Source organism: Pseudoduganella sp., assembly GCF_041914865.1.
Classification (GTDB): Bacteria; Pseudomonadota; Gammaproteobacteria; order Burkholderiales; family Burkholderiaceae_D; genus Rugamonas.
Map to the genome: position 1 here is coordinate 29310 of NZ_JAYSCO010000044.1, position 14294 is coordinate 43603.

The 14294-nt window shown below is 63.4% G+C and carries 16 protein-coding genes; 10 read left to right on the top strand and 6 right to left on the bottom strand.

Going from position 1 to position 14294, the window contains the following annotated elements; all coding sequences use genetic code 11:
* The 5 genes from ACE3TQ_RS18865 to ACE3TQ_RS18885 all read right to left on the bottom strand — a co-directional run.
* Positions 1 to 807, bottom strand: an 807-nt coding sequence (locus tag ACE3TQ_RS18865; protein WP_374583832.1) for a biotin carboxylase N-terminal domain-containing protein, incomplete at its 3' end; no start/stop codon positions are given.
* 75 nt (positions 808 to 882) lie between these two features.
* Entirely contained in the window at positions 883 to 1362 is a 480-nt protein-coding gene (gene accB / locus ACE3TQ_RS18870) for an acetyl-CoA carboxylase biotin carboxyl carrier protein (protein WP_374583833.1), read from the bottom strand.
* 96 nt (positions 1363 to 1458) lie between these two features.
* A complete protein-coding gene (gene aroQ, locus ACE3TQ_RS18875; RefSeq protein WP_374583834.1) occupies positions 1459 to 1896 on the bottom strand; it encodes a type II 3-dehydroquinate dehydratase in 438 nt (145 codons plus the stop codon).
* A 115-nt stretch (positions 1897 to 2011) separates the two neighbouring features.
* Positions 2012 to 2557 carry a TlpA family protein disulfide reductase gene (locus ACE3TQ_RS18880; protein ID WP_374583835.1) on the bottom strand — a complete coding sequence of 182 codons (546 nt, stop codon included), beginning with the start codon at positions 2555 to 2557 and terminating at the stop codon, positions 2012 to 2014.
* The gene (locus ACE3TQ_RS18885) at positions 2554 to 3165 is read right to left on the bottom strand and encodes a hypothetical protein (RefSeq protein ID WP_374583836.1); all 612 of its coding nucleotides are present in this window, start codon (positions 3163 to 3165) and stop codon (positions 2554 to 2556) included. The genes ACE3TQ_RS18880 and ACE3TQ_RS18885 overlap by 4 nt, the downstream gene beginning before the upstream one ends.
* Positions 3166 to 3337: 172 nt before the next feature.
* Between ACE3TQ_RS18885 and mpl the strand changes: the two genes are divergently transcribed.
* The 9 genes from mpl (at position 3338) to corA (ending at position 11984) form a co-directional block, all read left to right on the top strand.
* Positions 3338 to 4714 carry a UDP-N-acetylmuramate:L-alanyl-gamma-D-glutamyl-meso-diaminopimelate ligase gene (gene mpl, locus ACE3TQ_RS18890; protein ID WP_374583837.1) on the top strand — a complete coding sequence of 459 codons (1377 nt, stop codon included), beginning with the start codon at positions 3338 to 3340 and terminating at the stop codon, positions 4712 to 4714.
* Entirely contained in the window at positions 4714 to 5295 is a 582-nt protein-coding gene (locus ACE3TQ_RS18895; protein WP_374583838.1) for a YqiA/YcfP family alpha/beta fold hydrolase, read from the top strand. Before mpl ends, ACE3TQ_RS18895 begins: the two co-directional genes overlap by 1 nt.
* Entirely contained in the window at positions 5292 to 5876 is a 585-nt protein-coding gene (locus ACE3TQ_RS18900; protein ID WP_374583839.1) for a chorismate lyase, read from the top strand. Before ACE3TQ_RS18895 ends, ACE3TQ_RS18900 begins: the two co-directional genes overlap by 4 nt.
* A complete protein-coding gene (locus tag ACE3TQ_RS18905) occupies positions 5873 to 7906 on the top strand; it encodes an RNB domain-containing ribonuclease (protein ID WP_374583841.1) in 2034 nt (677 codons plus the stop codon). Before ACE3TQ_RS18900 ends, ACE3TQ_RS18905 begins: the two co-directional genes overlap by 4 nt.
* Before the next feature lie 145 nt (positions 7907 to 8051).
* Positions 8052 to 8936, top strand: a complete 885-nt coding sequence (locus ACE3TQ_RS18910; RefSeq protein ID WP_374583843.1) for a TonB C-terminal domain-containing protein — start codon at positions 8052 to 8054, stop codon at positions 8934 to 8936.
* A complete protein-coding gene (gene aroE / locus ACE3TQ_RS18915; RefSeq protein ID WP_374583845.1) occupies positions 8936 to 9757 on the top strand; it encodes a shikimate dehydrogenase in 822 nt (273 codons plus the stop codon). Before ACE3TQ_RS18910 ends, aroE begins: the two co-directional genes overlap by 1 nt.
* Positions 9754 to 10470, top strand: a complete 717-nt coding sequence (mtgA, locus tag ACE3TQ_RS18920; protein WP_374583846.1) for a monofunctional biosynthetic peptidoglycan transglycosylase — start codon at positions 9754 to 9756, stop codon at positions 10468 to 10470. The genes aroE and mtgA overlap by 4 nt, the downstream gene beginning before the upstream one ends.
* Complete coding sequence (locus tag ACE3TQ_RS18925; protein ID WP_374583848.1) at positions 10467 to 10829, top strand: DUF4124 domain-containing protein; 363 nt, start codon at positions 10467 to 10469, stop codon at positions 10827 to 10829. The genes mtgA and ACE3TQ_RS18925 overlap by 4 nt, the downstream gene beginning before the upstream one ends.
* A 189-nt stretch (positions 10830 to 11018) precedes the next feature.
* A complete protein-coding gene (gene corA / locus ACE3TQ_RS18930; RefSeq protein WP_374583850.1) occupies positions 11019 to 11984 on the top strand; it encodes a magnesium/cobalt transporter CorA in 966 nt (321 codons plus the stop codon).
* On the opposite strand, the gene ACE3TQ_RS18935 is transcribed toward corA, so the two are convergent.
* The gene (locus tag ACE3TQ_RS18935; RefSeq protein ID WP_374583851.1) at positions 11977 to 12981 is read right to left on the bottom strand and encodes a hypothetical protein; all 1005 of its coding nucleotides are present in this window, start codon (positions 12979 to 12981) and stop codon (positions 11977 to 11979) included. The genes corA and ACE3TQ_RS18935 overlap by 8 nt on opposite strands.
* A 129-nt stretch (positions 12982 to 13110) precedes the next feature.
* On the opposite strand from ACE3TQ_RS18935, the gene ACE3TQ_RS18940 reads away from it, so the two are divergent.
* Positions 13111 to 14229, top strand: coding sequence for an ATP-binding protein (locus tag ACE3TQ_RS18940; RefSeq protein ID WP_374583853.1), 1119 nt, complete (start codon positions 13111 to 13113; stop codon positions 14227 to 14229).
* The last annotated feature ends 65 nt before the right edge of the window (positions 14230 to 14294 follow it).

Here is a 14294-nt window from a genome sequence, read left to right on the forward strand (position 1 = left end):
GTAGCCGATCTTCTTGCAGGCGGCCACGCAACGCTCGCCGATCTTGTCGATCAGCTTGCGCGGAATGCCCGGCGCCGGCGCTTCCTCGATCACCTTCTGGTGGCGGCGCTGCATGGAGCAGTCACGCTCGCCCAGCCAGACCGCGTTTTTGTGCTCGTCGGCCAGGATCTGGATTTCCACGTGGCGTGGGTTCTCCAGGTACTTCTCCATATAGACTTCCGGATTACCGAAGGCGGCGCCGGCTTCCGACTTGGTCATGGTGACCGCGTTCAGCAGCGCAGCTTCGGTGTGCACCACGCGCATGCCGCGGCCACCGCCGCCGCCAGCGGCCTTGATGATGACCGGATAGCCGACTTTGCGCGCAATCTGCACGATGGCTTTCGGATCATCCGGCAGGGCGCCGTCGGAACCTGGCACGCAAGGCACGCCGGCCTTGATCATCGCCTGCTTGGCCGACACTTTGTCGCCCATCATGCGGATCGAGTCGGCACGCGGGCCGATGAAGACGAAACCGGATTTTTCCACGCGCTCGGCGAAGTCCGCGTTCTCGGACAGGAAGCCGTAGCCCGGGTGGATCGCTTCCGCGTCGGTCACTTCGGCCGCGGAAATGATGGCCGGCATATTCAGGTAGGACTGGGCCGAAGGGGCAGGGCCGATGCAGACGGATTCGTCGGCCAGCTTCACGTACTTGGCTTCACGGTCGGCTTCGGAGTGCACGACCACAGTCTTGATGCCCAGTTCACGGCACGCGCGCTGGATGCGCAGGGCGATTTCACCGCGATTGGCAATAAGGATTTTTTCAAACATGGCAGCTTCTATGTTTGTGAAAGGAGGAGAGGATGTGCTGGCCGCCGGGGTTTCCACAGCGGCCATGGCCCGGCTTTAGCCGATCACAAACAGTGGCTGGCCGAATTCGACCGGCTGGCCGTTCTCGACCAGGATCTGGGTAATGGTGCCGGACTTGTCGGCATCGATCTCGTTCAGCAGCTTCATCGCTTCGATGATGCACAGGGTGTCGCCTTCCTTCACGGTGGCGCCCACTTCCACGAAAGCCGGGTTGCCCGGTGCGGAAGCGCGGTAGAAGGTGCCCACCATCGGCGACTTCACAACGTGGCCGGTAGGCTCGGCGGCGGCGGCTGGCGCAGCAGCGGCAGCGGCTGGCGCGGCGACCGGGGCGGCAACTGGAGCTGCGGCTGGCGCGTAGTGCGTTGGCACTTGCTGCGGCATCATCATTACCTGGTTTTGCGGCAGACCGCCGGACTTGACGATGCGAACCTTGCTCTCGCCTTCGGTCACTTCCAGTTCAGCGATGTCCGACTCTGCTACCAGGTCGATCAGCGTCTTCAGCTTGCGTAGATCCATGTTGTTGGCTCCCTGTGTCTATCTTGTTATGTTGATGGTTTCTGCGATGTCGCCTTGTGGGCGGCATCGCGTTAGATGCGCGCAGTTCGCGGTAGATTATCTGCTTTTTAAAGCAAAGTCGATGGCGAGACGGTATCCCTCGATACCAAGCCCGCAGATCGTCCCCTGTGCGATTGCGCTGAGATAGGAATGGTGGCGGAACTCTTCCCGCCGATAAATATTCGAAATGTGAACTTCAATAAAAGGGATGGCCACGCCTGCCAAAGCATCGCGCAAGGCGACGCTGGTGTGGGTATAGCCACCCGGGTTGATGACGATGAAATCCACGCCCTCGGTTCGGGCCGCGTGGATGCGGTCAATCAACGCTCCTTCGTGGTTGCTCTGGTAACAGGCAAGCTGTGCTCCGGCTGCCTTGGCTTGTGCCTGCGCCGCCTGTTCGATGTCGGCCAGCGTGCTGGCGCCATACGTTTCAGGCTCGCGCGTCCCCAACAAATTCAGGTTGGGGCCATTAAGGAGCAGCAGGTTCTTTGCCATGATTCCCTGACCATTTTCCGCGAAAGTTCCGCATTTTGCCGCCAACTCCGAGCATTGGCAAGAGAAAATAGCTCTCGGGAAGTTAATAGAACGGTCGTTCGGCGGCCTTCTAAGCCTAGTTTAAGGCAGCCAGGTCGGCCTTCAGGTCGTCGAATTTCAGGCGTGCCAGGTAAGTTTTCTTGACTGTGCCATCGGCCCCGATCAGGACCGTAAAAGGCAGCCCGCCGGAAGTGTTGCCAAATTGTCGCGCCAGTTCCGTGCCGCTCATCCCGGCCACGTAGATGGGGTAGGCGACTTTCACTTTCTGTGTAAATTCTGCAATATTGGACGGCGAATCGATGCCGATGCCGATGACCTGGATTTTCTTGCCGAGTTCCGAGTTTTGCAGTTCGGACAACTCCGGCATTTCTTCCACGCACGGCGCGCACCAGGGCGCCCAGAAGTTCACCAGCAGGTTCTTGCCTTGCCATTTCGCCAGCGCTTCCTTCACGCCCTTATCATTAGGCAGCGATTCCTTCAGCATGGCGGCGACCGGGCCGCTGACGCCGGCCGGGGCGGTGGTGGTGATGGGGGCCGGGTCCTGCTTGGTGTGGACGCCGTACCAGGCGCCGGCGCCGGCAAACGCGATCGCGGCGACGAGGTAAATCAGGTTCTTTTTCATTGTTGCGATGGGTGGCTACTGTTGGTAAGGATGCTACGCAATTCGGCAATATCGGCACGCAGCAGCTTGTCGCCGCTTTTCTTCTTCGCGCCGCGCAGGTCGTCCCGTTCGTACAGTTCGACGTGCACGCCTTCGTTCTTCCACATGAAGCTGACGGTTTCCACGTCTTCAAAACGCGGGCCGCGGAAGTGGGGCGATTGCGAGATCTCGATTTGCAGGTTCTTGTTCAATAAATAAATCTGGACTTCCTTGGCGCTGTCCGCGAACAGCTGCAAATGGATGTCGTCGTGCATGCCGGCCGTGCCGCTGAGGACCGAGCCGGTCAGGAACGGCTGGTATTGTTCCAGCATTTCCATCACTTGCAAAGCCATCATGCGCAGGCGGAATATACGCGCAGGGTGGGTGTCGGCATTATATAAAGCGTGGTATAGGCGGACTTCTTCTTCAATCTGCTCGTTATCGGGCAGGATGTCGGTGCGGTCGCGCGCTTGCGCCTCGCCCAGGATCTGGCGTGCGGCCTTGCGCTTGGCGCTGCTGTAATCGGCGCCGTCCTGCGCGATCATGCGGGCGGCGGCGGCGGCGATTTCGGTTTTTACTTCGGTGGTCATGCTTGCATCATACCCAAAACCCGGTAAACCTGGGTCCGACCCAAGGGTCGGCCCCTGTCAGCTCGCCGGCCGGCGGTCCGGAGACCGTTGGGTGTCTGACCCTTGGGTCAGACACCGGTTTACCGGGTTGAATCAGGTAAAATCCCGTTCTTGATTCTTTTCTATCCCCACCATGCACATTCACATCCTCGGCATCTGCGGCACCTTCATGGGCGGACTTGCCGTCCTGGCAAAAGAAGCCGGCCATCGCGTAACGGGTTGCGACGCCAACGTCTACCCCCCGATGAGCACCCAGCTGGAAGCCCAGGGTATTGAACTGATCCAGGGCTTCGGCCCCGAGCAGGTAGAACTGAAGCCCGACCTTTATGTGATCGGCAACGTGGTCTCGCGCGGCAACCCGCTGATCGAAGAGATCATGAACCGCAACCTGCCCATGATCTCCGGCCCGCAGTGGATCGGCGACCACATCCTCAAAGACAAATGGGTGCTGTCGGTGGCCGGCACGCACGGCAAAACCACCACCTCGGCCATGGTGGCCTGGATCCTGGAACAGGCCGGCTACGCCCCCGGCTTCCTGATCGGCGGCATTCCGCAGAACTTCGGTATCTCGGCGCGCCTGACCGGCCCCGGCGCCAACTCCGAGTTCTTCGTGATCGAGGCCGACGAATACGACACTGCCTTCTTCGACAAGCGCAGCAAGTTCGTGCACTACCACTCGAAGACGGCCATCCTGAACAACCTGGAATACGACCACGCCGACATCTTCCCCGACATCGGCGCCATCGAAACCCAGTTCCACCACCTGGTGCGCACTGTGCCGGGCATCGGCCGCGTCATCGCCAATGCCGACGAAGCGAGCCTGCAGCGCGTGCTGAAGCGCGGCTGCTGGAGCGAGAAGGAAACCTTCGGCAGCGCCGAGGGCGCCGACTGGGCCATGGCCGAACACGCGGACGGCAGCTTCGACGTCATCTTCAAGGGCGAGAAAGCGGCCACCGTCAGCTGGCAGCTGACCGGCAAACATAACCGCTCCAACGCGCTGGCCGCCATTGCCGCCGCGCGCCACGTGGGCGTGCCGATCGAGATCGCCGCCAAGGCGCTGGAGAGCTTCCAGAGCGTCAAGCGCCGCATGGAAGTGCGCGGCACCGTCAACGGCGTCACTGTCTACGACGACTTCGCCCACCACCCGACCGCGATTGAAACCACGGTCGGCGGCCTGCGCCAGAAGCTGCGCGCCACCGGCAGCAGCGGCCGCATCCTGGCCGTGCTGGAGCCGCGCTCCAACACCATGAAGCTAGGCACCATGAAGGATGCGCTGCCGGGCAGCCTGAAGGATGCCGACCTGGTGTTCGGCTTCGGCAGCGAAAAAGCCCTGGGCTGGAAGCTGGGCGATGCGCTGAAGACGATGGGCGCTATCGCCTCCGCCTACGAGGACCTGGACATGATGGTGCAAGCCATCGTGGCAGCGGCCAAGCCGGGCGACCATATTATTGTGATGAGCAACGGCGGCTTCGGCGGCGTCCACCAGAAATTGCTGGAGGCGCTGAAGTAATGATTTTGTACCTGCATGGCTTCCGTTCCTCGCCCTCTTCAATGAAGGCGCGAGTGACGGGGCAGCGCATGGCCGAACTCGGCCGCGCGGCGGAGTTCATCTGCCCCCAGTTGCCGGCCAGCCCCAGGCTGGCGATGGAGCTGGCCTTTGGCCTGGTGGCCGGCGTCGCGCCCGATGAGCTGACCATCATCGGCTCCTCGCTGGGCGGCTACTACGCCACCTGGATGGCGGAAAAGCTGGGTTGCCGCGCCGTGCTGCTGAACCCCGCCGTGGTCCCGATGCTCGACCTGGATAAGCACGTCGGCGTCACCACCGCCTACCACTCGGACGAACGGTTTGAATTCAAGCGTGAATATATAGAGGAACTGCGCGCGCTGGCCGTGCCGCAGATCACCCGCCCTGAGCGCTACTTCCTGCTCGCCTGCACCGGCGACGAGGTGCTGGACTACCGCGACATGGTGGCGCACTATGCCGGCGCCAGACAGAAAGTGGTGCAGGGCAGCGACCACGCCATCAGCGAATACGCGGACTACCTCGGCGAAGTGCTCGAGTATTGCGGCATCACGGGCGGGACTCGATGAAAGGACAATCGCTGCGCCAGGCCAACTGGCACGGTCACGTGCTCGCGACAAACGCCCCGCACCCTTACCGCCACTGGCTGACCGGCGGCGGTTCGCTGACCGCCAAGCTGAAGGCGCACAGCAGCGCGTTCCGCGTCCAGCTGCTGCACCAGGACACGGCCATCTGCCTGGCCGACGAGGCCAACGCCATCGGCTACCACCGCCCCGGCCGCGTGTGGGAGAGGGAGGTGCTGCTGCGGTGTGATAATACGCCTGTTGTCTTCGCCCACACCGTGGTGCCGATGTCGGCCGACGCCTCCGACTGGCCGCTGTTCAGCGCCCTGGGCGAACGCTCGCTCGGCAGCACCCTGTTCGGCGACCCGCGCGTGCGGCGCGGCGAACTGCAATATGCGCGCCTGCGCGCGACCCATCCGCTGGCCTTGCGCGCCCGTGCCGCCCTGGCGGCCCAGGGGGCCGAAGTCCCGGCGGATGCTTTACTGTATGCACGGCGCTGCCTGTACCGGCGCCGCGAAGGAACTTTGCTTGTGACCGAGGTTTTCCTGCCGCCGGTGCTCAAGCTCCACAGGAACAACGTGAAATGAATGTATTTTTTGAAGAATCGGGCGATTTCAAAGTAGGCAGCGTGCTGTCGCAAGCAGGCGAGGCCTACCAGGTGGAAATGGCCAGCGGCAAGCGCAACAAGGTGAAAGCCAAGGATGTGATGCTGCAGTTCGACAAGCCGGCCCCGGCCGAGCTGCTGGAGCAGGCCAAGGCGATCGCCGCCGACGTTGACCTGGACTTCCTGTGGGAAGTGGCGGGCGAAGAGGAATTCGGTTTCGCCGAACTGGGCGCCGAGTACTTCGGCCACGCCCCGACCCCGGCGGAAGCGGCCGGCCTGATCCTGAGCCTGCACTCGGCGCCGATCTACTTCCACAAGAAGGGGCGCGGCCGCTATAAGAAGGCGCCGGAGCAGACCCTGAAGGCGGCACTGGCCGGCATCGAGAAGAAAAAGCAGCAAGCCATCATCCAGGGCCAGTACGCCGAGGAGCTGAAGGCGGGCACCCTGCCGGCGTCGATGCAGAACATCGTGCAGCAGCTGCTGTTCAAGCCGGACAAAAACACCATCGAATACAAGGCGCTGGAGCAGGCCGCCAACGAGGCGCACACCACGCCGGCGCGCTTGATGCTGGCCACCGGCGGCATCAAGTCGCCGAAAGACCTGCACATGTCGAAGTTCCTGTTCGAGAACTTCCCGAAAGGCCACGGCTTCCCGGAGCTGCCGGTGCCAAGCGCGCCAGCCAACCTGCCGCTGGCTGCGGTGGAAGCGTTCTCGATCGACGACGTCACCACCACCGAGATCGACGACGCCTTCTCCGTGGTGCACCAGCCGGACGGCAAGGTGCGCGTGGGCATCCACATCGCCGCGCCGGGCCTGGGCATCAAGCCGGACGACGCCATCGACAAGATCGCGCGCAGCCGCATGTCCACCGTGTATATGCCGGGCGACAAGATCACCATGCTGCCGGATAACATCGTCGACGCCTTCACCCTGGCCGAGGGCAAGACTTGCCCGGCCCTGTCGCTGTACGCGCTGCTCGATCCGGCCGACTGGTCGGTCATTTCGACCGAGACCAAGGCCGAGCTGGTACCGATCGCCAATAACCTGCGCCACAACACGCTGGACGACCTGGTCAACGAAGAAACCCTGGCCAGCGGCGCGGGCGACTACCCGCGCAAGGCCGAACTGACCCTCCTGTGGGGCTGGGCCCAGCACCTGGAAGCGGGCCGCATGGTCAAGCGCGAAGCGTTCGGCCTGAAGCCGGAGCAGAACAACCGCGTCGACTTCAACTTCTACGTGGAAGACGACGTGGTCACGATTTCCCGCCGCAAGCGCGGCGCGCCGCTGGACAAGATCGTTGCCGAGCTGATGATCTTTGCCAACAGCACCTGGGGCAAACTGATGCACGACCATGGCGTGCCGGGCATCTACCGTACCCAGGGCCAGGGCGTGGGCGGCTGGGCTGCCAAGATGCAGGTGCGCATGATGACGCAGGCCGCGCCGCACCAGGGCCTGGGCGTGGACCAGTACGCGTGGTCGACTTCCCCGCTGCGCCGCTACACCGACCTGGTGAACCAGTGGCAGATCCTGGCCTGCGCCTCGCACGGCGTGACCGCGCCGATGGTGGCGCCGTTCAAGCACAAGGACGCCAACCTGTTTGCGATTGTGTCGGCGTTCGATGCGGCGTATGCGGCCTATGCGGACTTCCAGTCGAATATGGAGCGCTACTGGTGCCTGCGCTGGCTGGGGCAGGAGGATGCCAAGGCGGTGGAGGCGGTGGTGCTGAAGGATGAAGTGCTGCGTTTGGCCGAAATTCCGCTGATCGTGCGCCTGCCGGGCATGCCGGCTGTTGCGCGCGGTGCACACGTCAAGCTTGATGTGCTGCGCTGGGATGAGGTGGATTTGACCATCGAGACGCGTTTGCAGGAAGGGTCGATTACCTTGCCGGCCGAACCGGAGCCGGAGCTGGATGAGGAGGAGGCGCCGGCTGATCCGGCCCAGCCGGCCGAGGTGGATGCTGAAGAAGCGTCGCTGGCCAGCGAGACGGTGGTGACCGAGCCGGGGCCGCAGTAAACCCGGTAAACCTGGGTCAGACCCAAGGGTCTGACCCTTGGCCTGCGGCAGCCGCGTACCGGGGTCTGACCCTAGGGTCTGACCCCGCAGTACCGGGTTTGTGTAGAATGCAGATTCCCAAAAGCATCATCCAGAAATCCAGCGCGTGAAGTATTTCAAAGAAAACCAGTTCCTTGTCATCGCCTCCGCCGTCTCGGTGGCGGTGCACGCTGCGGCGCTGATGGTGCATTTCGCCGCCCCCAAAGCCTTCAAGGTTGAGCCGACCGACCCCGGTCTGGAAGTCATCCTGGTCAACGCCAAGCACGCCGCCAAGCCCTTGAAGGCGGACGCCCTGGCCCAAGCCAACCTGGATGGCGGCGGCAACGCCGACGCCGGCCGCGCCAAATCGCCGCTGCCCGACATGCGCCGCATGGACACCGGCGAAAGCATCCAGGCCACCCAGCGCTACATCCAGCAACTGGAAGAGCGCCAGAAAAACCTGCTGACCCAGGCCCGCAAAAGCGACCTGTCCGCGCCCCCTGTGACGGAAAAGAAACAAACCGACCCGCAGCGCACCGGCGCCGACCTGATCGAAAGCAGCAAGGCGATGGCCCGCAGCGTGGCCGAAATCACGCAAACCATCGAAGACCAGAACAAGCGGCCGAAGAAAACCATGATCACGCCGAGCACGCGTGAGGTGGGCTACGCGATGTACTACAAGACCTTCCAGCGTCGCGTGGAAGAAATCGGCACCCTGAATTTCCCGCAGAAGAACGGCAAGAAGATGTACGGCGAACTGGTGCTGTACATCCCGATCTTCCAGGACGGCACCATCTATATGAAAGAAGGCGGCATCCGCGTCGAACGCAGCTCCGGCAACCCGGCGCTGGACGAAGCGGCGATGAACATCGTGCGCCGCTCGGCCCCGTTCGGCAAATTCCCGCCGAATATGCTGTCCCATGAACGCGACGACCTGTGGGTCATCATCACCACGTTCAAGTTCACGCGCGAGGAGAAGATGGAAGCTAACCTGACCGGCGGCGCGCAGTAATGGACAAGTACTGCGTCTTCGGCAACCCGATCGCCCACAGCAAGTCGCCCGAGATCCACGCCGCCTACGCGGCGCAGACCGGCCAGCAGCTGGTGTATGAGAAGTGGCTGGCGCCGCTGGACGGCTTCGCCGCCACCGTGCAAGCCTTCATCGCCGCCGGCGGCAAAGGCGCCAACGTCACCGTCCCCTTCAAACTGGAAGCGCACAAGCTGGCCAACGCCCTGACCGTGCGCGCCCAGGCGGCGGGCGCCGTCAACACCCTGGTGTTCGGCGACGACGGCAGCGTCACCGGCGACAATACCGACGGCGCCGGCCTGGTGACCGACATCGTACAGAATGCCGGCGTGCCGATTGCCGGCAAGCGCGTGCTGCTGCTGGGCGCCGGCGGCGCCGCGCGCGGCGTCGTGCTGCCGATCCTGGAACACCGTCCCGCCACGCTGGTAATCGCCAACCGCACCGTGGCCACCGCCGAAGCGCTGGTCGAACAATTCGGCGCCCTGGCCGGCCCCGGCGTGCTGTCCGCCTGCGGCTTCGCGGCAGTGCAAGGCGCCTTCGATATCATCATCAACGCCACCTCCGCCAGCCTGGCAGCCGACCTGCCGCCGGTACCGGCCAGCGCCTTCGCCCCCGGCGCGCTGGCGCTGGACATGATGTACGGCGCCCAGCCCACCGTCTTCATGCAGTTCGCCGCCAGCCACGGCGCCGTCGCCCGCGACGGCCTGGGCATGCTGGTCGAACAGGCCGCCGAAGCCTTCCACCTGTGGCGCGGCGTGCGCCCGCAAACGGCTCCGGTGCTGCAGCAGCTGCGCGCCAAGCTATGAGCCAGGGCAAAGTCAAAGGCCGCTTCGCCTGGGTCAAGTGGATCTTCATCGTACCCATTGCGATCTTCCTCGCGGTGCAGCTGTATTTCTTTGTGCAGATCTGGTGGTGGGTCGACCATAACCCGACCATGACGGCCTTCATGCGCGAGCAGCAGGAGGCGATGCAGGAAAAGAACCCGAAGGCGCGCGTGAAGCAGATGTGGGTTGATTACGACGCCATTTCGCCTAACCTGAAGCGCGCCATCATCGCCTCGGAAGACGCCAACTTCGCCGACCACGAAGGCGTGGACTGGGAAGCGATGCAGAAGGCCTACGAGTACAACCAGCAGAAAAAGGGCAAGAAAAAGATCCGCGGCGGCTCGACCATCACCCAGCAGCTGGCCAAGAACCTGTTCCTGTCCGGCTCGCGCAGCTACCTGCGCAAGGGGCAGGAGCTGATCATCACCTATATGCTGGAGATGCTGATGGATAAACGCCGCATCTTCGAGATCTACCTGAATGTGGCCGAATTCGGCCGCGGCATTTACGGCGCCGAAGCCGCGGCGCGCCACTACTACCGTATCCCGGCCGCGAAGCTGGGCGCGGAGCAGGCGGCCCGCCTGGCGGTCATGCTGCCCCGGCCAAAATACTTCGATGCCCACCGCGAATCGGCCTACCTGGCGCGGCGCACCGGCGTCATCATGCAACGAATGAACTCGGCGGAGCTGCCATGAAGCGACAAAAAGGCATCAGTCTGATCGCGGTGGCGGTCATCATGGGCTTACTGGGGGCGGCGGCGGCGTTCGCCCTGATCTCCATGCGCAATGAGCGCAACCTGTTTGCCGAGGGGCTGGACAAGGCGAAGGCCAAAGCGGTGGAAGTGGCGGCGCCGGTCGCCCCGGCCCCGGCGCCATTGCGCAAGTGTGTCATTAATGGCAAGACCGTGGTGTCCAACACCGAGTGCGCGGAGCAGGGGCAGGTGATCAAGATCCACGACACGCGCGGTATCGAAGCGCCCAAGGCGCCACCCAAGCCGCAACCGGAGACGCCACAGGGCGCCACCGACCGCGCAATCGAGCAGGTGACACGCTAAACCCGGTAAAGCAGGGTCAGACCCAAGGGTCAGACCCTTGGGTCTGACCCAGGTTTACCGGGTTTAAGTGGTTCAAACGGTTTAAAAAAAATGCACCCCCAGGGCTGGCAGCCAATACCCCTTTACGGGTACACTTGCGAAGTTTTTTAGAACCCGCGCTCTACCCACCCTGTCCGGCTGAGATTGCCTATGATCAATGTTTTCGTTTTACAAAATGGCCGGCTCAACCAGGTGCCTATTGAGACGCGCGAAGACCTTGAGAAAGCGGCACCGGTCTGGGTCGACCTGACCGACCCAACGGAAGACGAACGCGCCTGGGTCAAATCCATCTACGGCGTGATCCTGCCCGGCGAAGACGAAGTCAAGGACATCGAAGCCTCCGCCCGTTACTATGAGGCGGAAAACGGCGACCTCCACCTGCGTACCGATTTCCTGCTGGAAGAAGACGAAGGCCCATCGCGCGTGGTCACGGTGGCGTTCATCCTGGCCAAGAAGATGCTGTTCTCGGTGCACACCGACGACCTGCCGGTATTCCGCCTGGTGCGCATGCGCGCCCGTTCGCGCCCCGGCTCGATCGAAGACTACATGGACGTGCTGCTGGACCTGTACGCCACCGACGCCGAGTATTCGGCGGACGCGCTGGAGGGCATCTACCAGAAGCTGGAAGAAGTGTCCGGCCGCGTGCTGCAGGAAGAATTCACCGACAAGGACGCAGCCGACGCCCTGAGCGCCATCGCGCACGAGGAAGACTTGAACGGCCGCATCCGCCGCAACATGATGGACACGCGCCGCGCGGTGTCGTTCCTGATGCGCGGCCGCCTGCTGAACTCCGACCAGTTCGAGGAAGCGCGCCAGATCCTGCGTGACATCGAATCGCTGGACGGCCACACCTCCTTCCTGTTCGATAAGATCAACTTCCTGATGGATGCCACCGTCGGCTTCATCAACATTAACCAGAACAAGATCATCAAGATCTTCTCGGTGGCCTCGGTCGCCTTCCTGCCGCCGACCCTGATCGCGTCGGTATACGGCATGAACTTCGACATCCTGCCCGAATTGAAGTGGGACTTCGGCTACGCCTGGGCCCTGGGCCTGATGGCCGCCAGCGCCATCGCGCCGCTGCTGTACTTCCGCCGGCGCGGCTGGCTCAAGTAAGCCGCGCCGCCAGCGCTTTCACCAGAGCTGCCGGATCATCCACGCCCAGCACGGCGTGGGTGGCGGCCTTTTCCTCGCCCAGCAAGGTAGGCAGCGCCGCCCCGGTGCGCAAGGTCAGCTCCACATTCATCTCGCCCTGGTGGCGGAAATAGCGCTTGCCGGACAGGCGCCGCTGCGGATGCGGTACGCGCTGCACGGATTCGATCATCGCATAGGGAATCGCCACATCGGCGGCCAGCGCGCCGCAGCGCACCAGCAGCGCATCGGCCGCCAGCGACACAGGCCGCACCAGCGTGGCGCGGTAATCGGCCACCAGGTAGAGCAGGCCCCAAACGGTGAGCGCGGTTGCCACCCAGGCCGCGGTGGGCGACCACATATAGTGCAGCAGGAGGTGGGCCAGCGGGATGTCGATCGCCATCAGTGCGATCCACGCCGCCTGGTTGCTGGCATTGCCGCCCGCCTTACCGGTCAGGAAGTGCTGCTCGCCTTCGAACTGCGGCGGGCGCCGCATCAGCAGGCCGTAAAACCAGACGCGCGCTTCGAGCTCCATCAAACGCGCTGTGACGCCATTGCCGAAATAGCGCTGCGCACTGGACGCCAGCAAACGGTCGATGTACCGGTTCGCGCGCAGTGCGCGGCGCAAGCCGACGACGATCCAGGCGAGCAGCGCCAGTTCGGCCACGGCGAACAGGGCCGGCAGCACGATGCGCAAGCGGTCGATGTAAAGCCACAGATGCTTCGATGCCTCGGGAATGGCGACGCTGCCGACCGCCATGCCCAGCATCAGCATGCTGGCCCACTTCTTGAAGAACTGTTTCCAGCCGGGGCGGCAAATCACGGCGTAAGCCAGCGGGAAAGCCAGCAGCAGGTCCAGCAGCAGTGGCCATTCGGGCGGCGGCGCGTGGCCGTCGGCGGCGCGGTAAAGCAGGCAATGCCCGGCCAGGGCGAGTAAGACGAAACCAGTGAACCACTGCTCCCTGCCAAGCCGCTGCAACATTTGGTCGCCCTCCTTATGAACTCGACAATTATAACTCTTGCAATTGCGCCACGTTTCGAGCTGCGCAGCTTGACAAGAAAGTTACGGCGTAACATTCTTGCGATTTACAATTCACTTTTCGGAGGGTGCATGACTGAGGCCGGTTTGTCCCCCGTATCCGAGGCCATGCTAGCCTTGCGCGAGCAGGTGATCGACGCCTGGTGCCAGGCGGTACGCGATACCCTGTGCAAGGCCGGGAGCCTGCCGGCCCCGATCCTGCTGAACACCTTACCGGTCTTTTATGAACGCCTGGCGCGCCTGCTGACGCCGCGGTACTTCCATGCCAGCGGTGTCGATGTGGCGATCATCGCTCAGGAGCACGGCGGCGAGCGCGCGCGCCTGAGCGGCTACGACACCACCACCCTGATCCGCGAGTACCAGCTGTTCCGCCAGGTTTTATTCACCATGCTGCACCAGGGCGGCATCGCGCTCACGCATGAACAGCGCGCCGCGATCGACACCTCGATCGACAGCGCCATCCGCGAAAGCGTGACGGCCTTCGCCCTGATCCAGTCGGCCCTGCGCGAGCAGTTCATCGCCGCCCTGACGCACGATTTGCGCACGCCGTTGTCGACGGTCAGCATGGCGGCGCATGTGATCGAGCAGCGCGCTGCGGACCCGGATATCCGCAAGCTGGCCGAGCGCATCAGCGCCAACGCGCAGCGCATTGAAGCCATGACGCGCGACCTGCTCGATTGCATGGTGTTCGAAGGCGGCGAGCGGCTGCCGCTGAATATCGAGGAGTTCGACCTGTCGCTGCTGGCGTACGAGGTGGCGCAGCAGGCGATGGAGCAGGGCAATGTGAAAGTGCAGGTGGAGTTCGAGTCGGTGGTGGGCCACTGGTGCCGCGCCTCGCTGCAGCGGGCGCTGGAAAACCTGTTGGGCAATGCGATCAAATACCGCGCGCCGGGTACCCCGATCCAGCTCAAGGTCGGCTGCCTTGGTGAGCGCGTCCAGCTGGAAGTGCACAACGAAGGCGAGCCGATCCCGCCCGAGCAAATGGAATCAATCTTCCAGGTCTACCGCCGCGCGCGCCGCGGCAAGAGCGCCAAAGACGGCTGGGGCGTTGGGCTGCCGTACGCCCGCCGCGTCGCCGAAAGCCACGGCGGCAGCATCGTCGTCACCAGCAGCGTCGAGGAGGGCACCACCTTCCTGCTCGCCCTGCCAACCGACGCCCGGCCTTTCAGCAATGCGCCGGTGTCGGGCTAAAAAATGGGGGAAAATGGGGACGTACCCCATTTTTCCGCGCAGCGGAAAAAATGGGGTACGTCCCC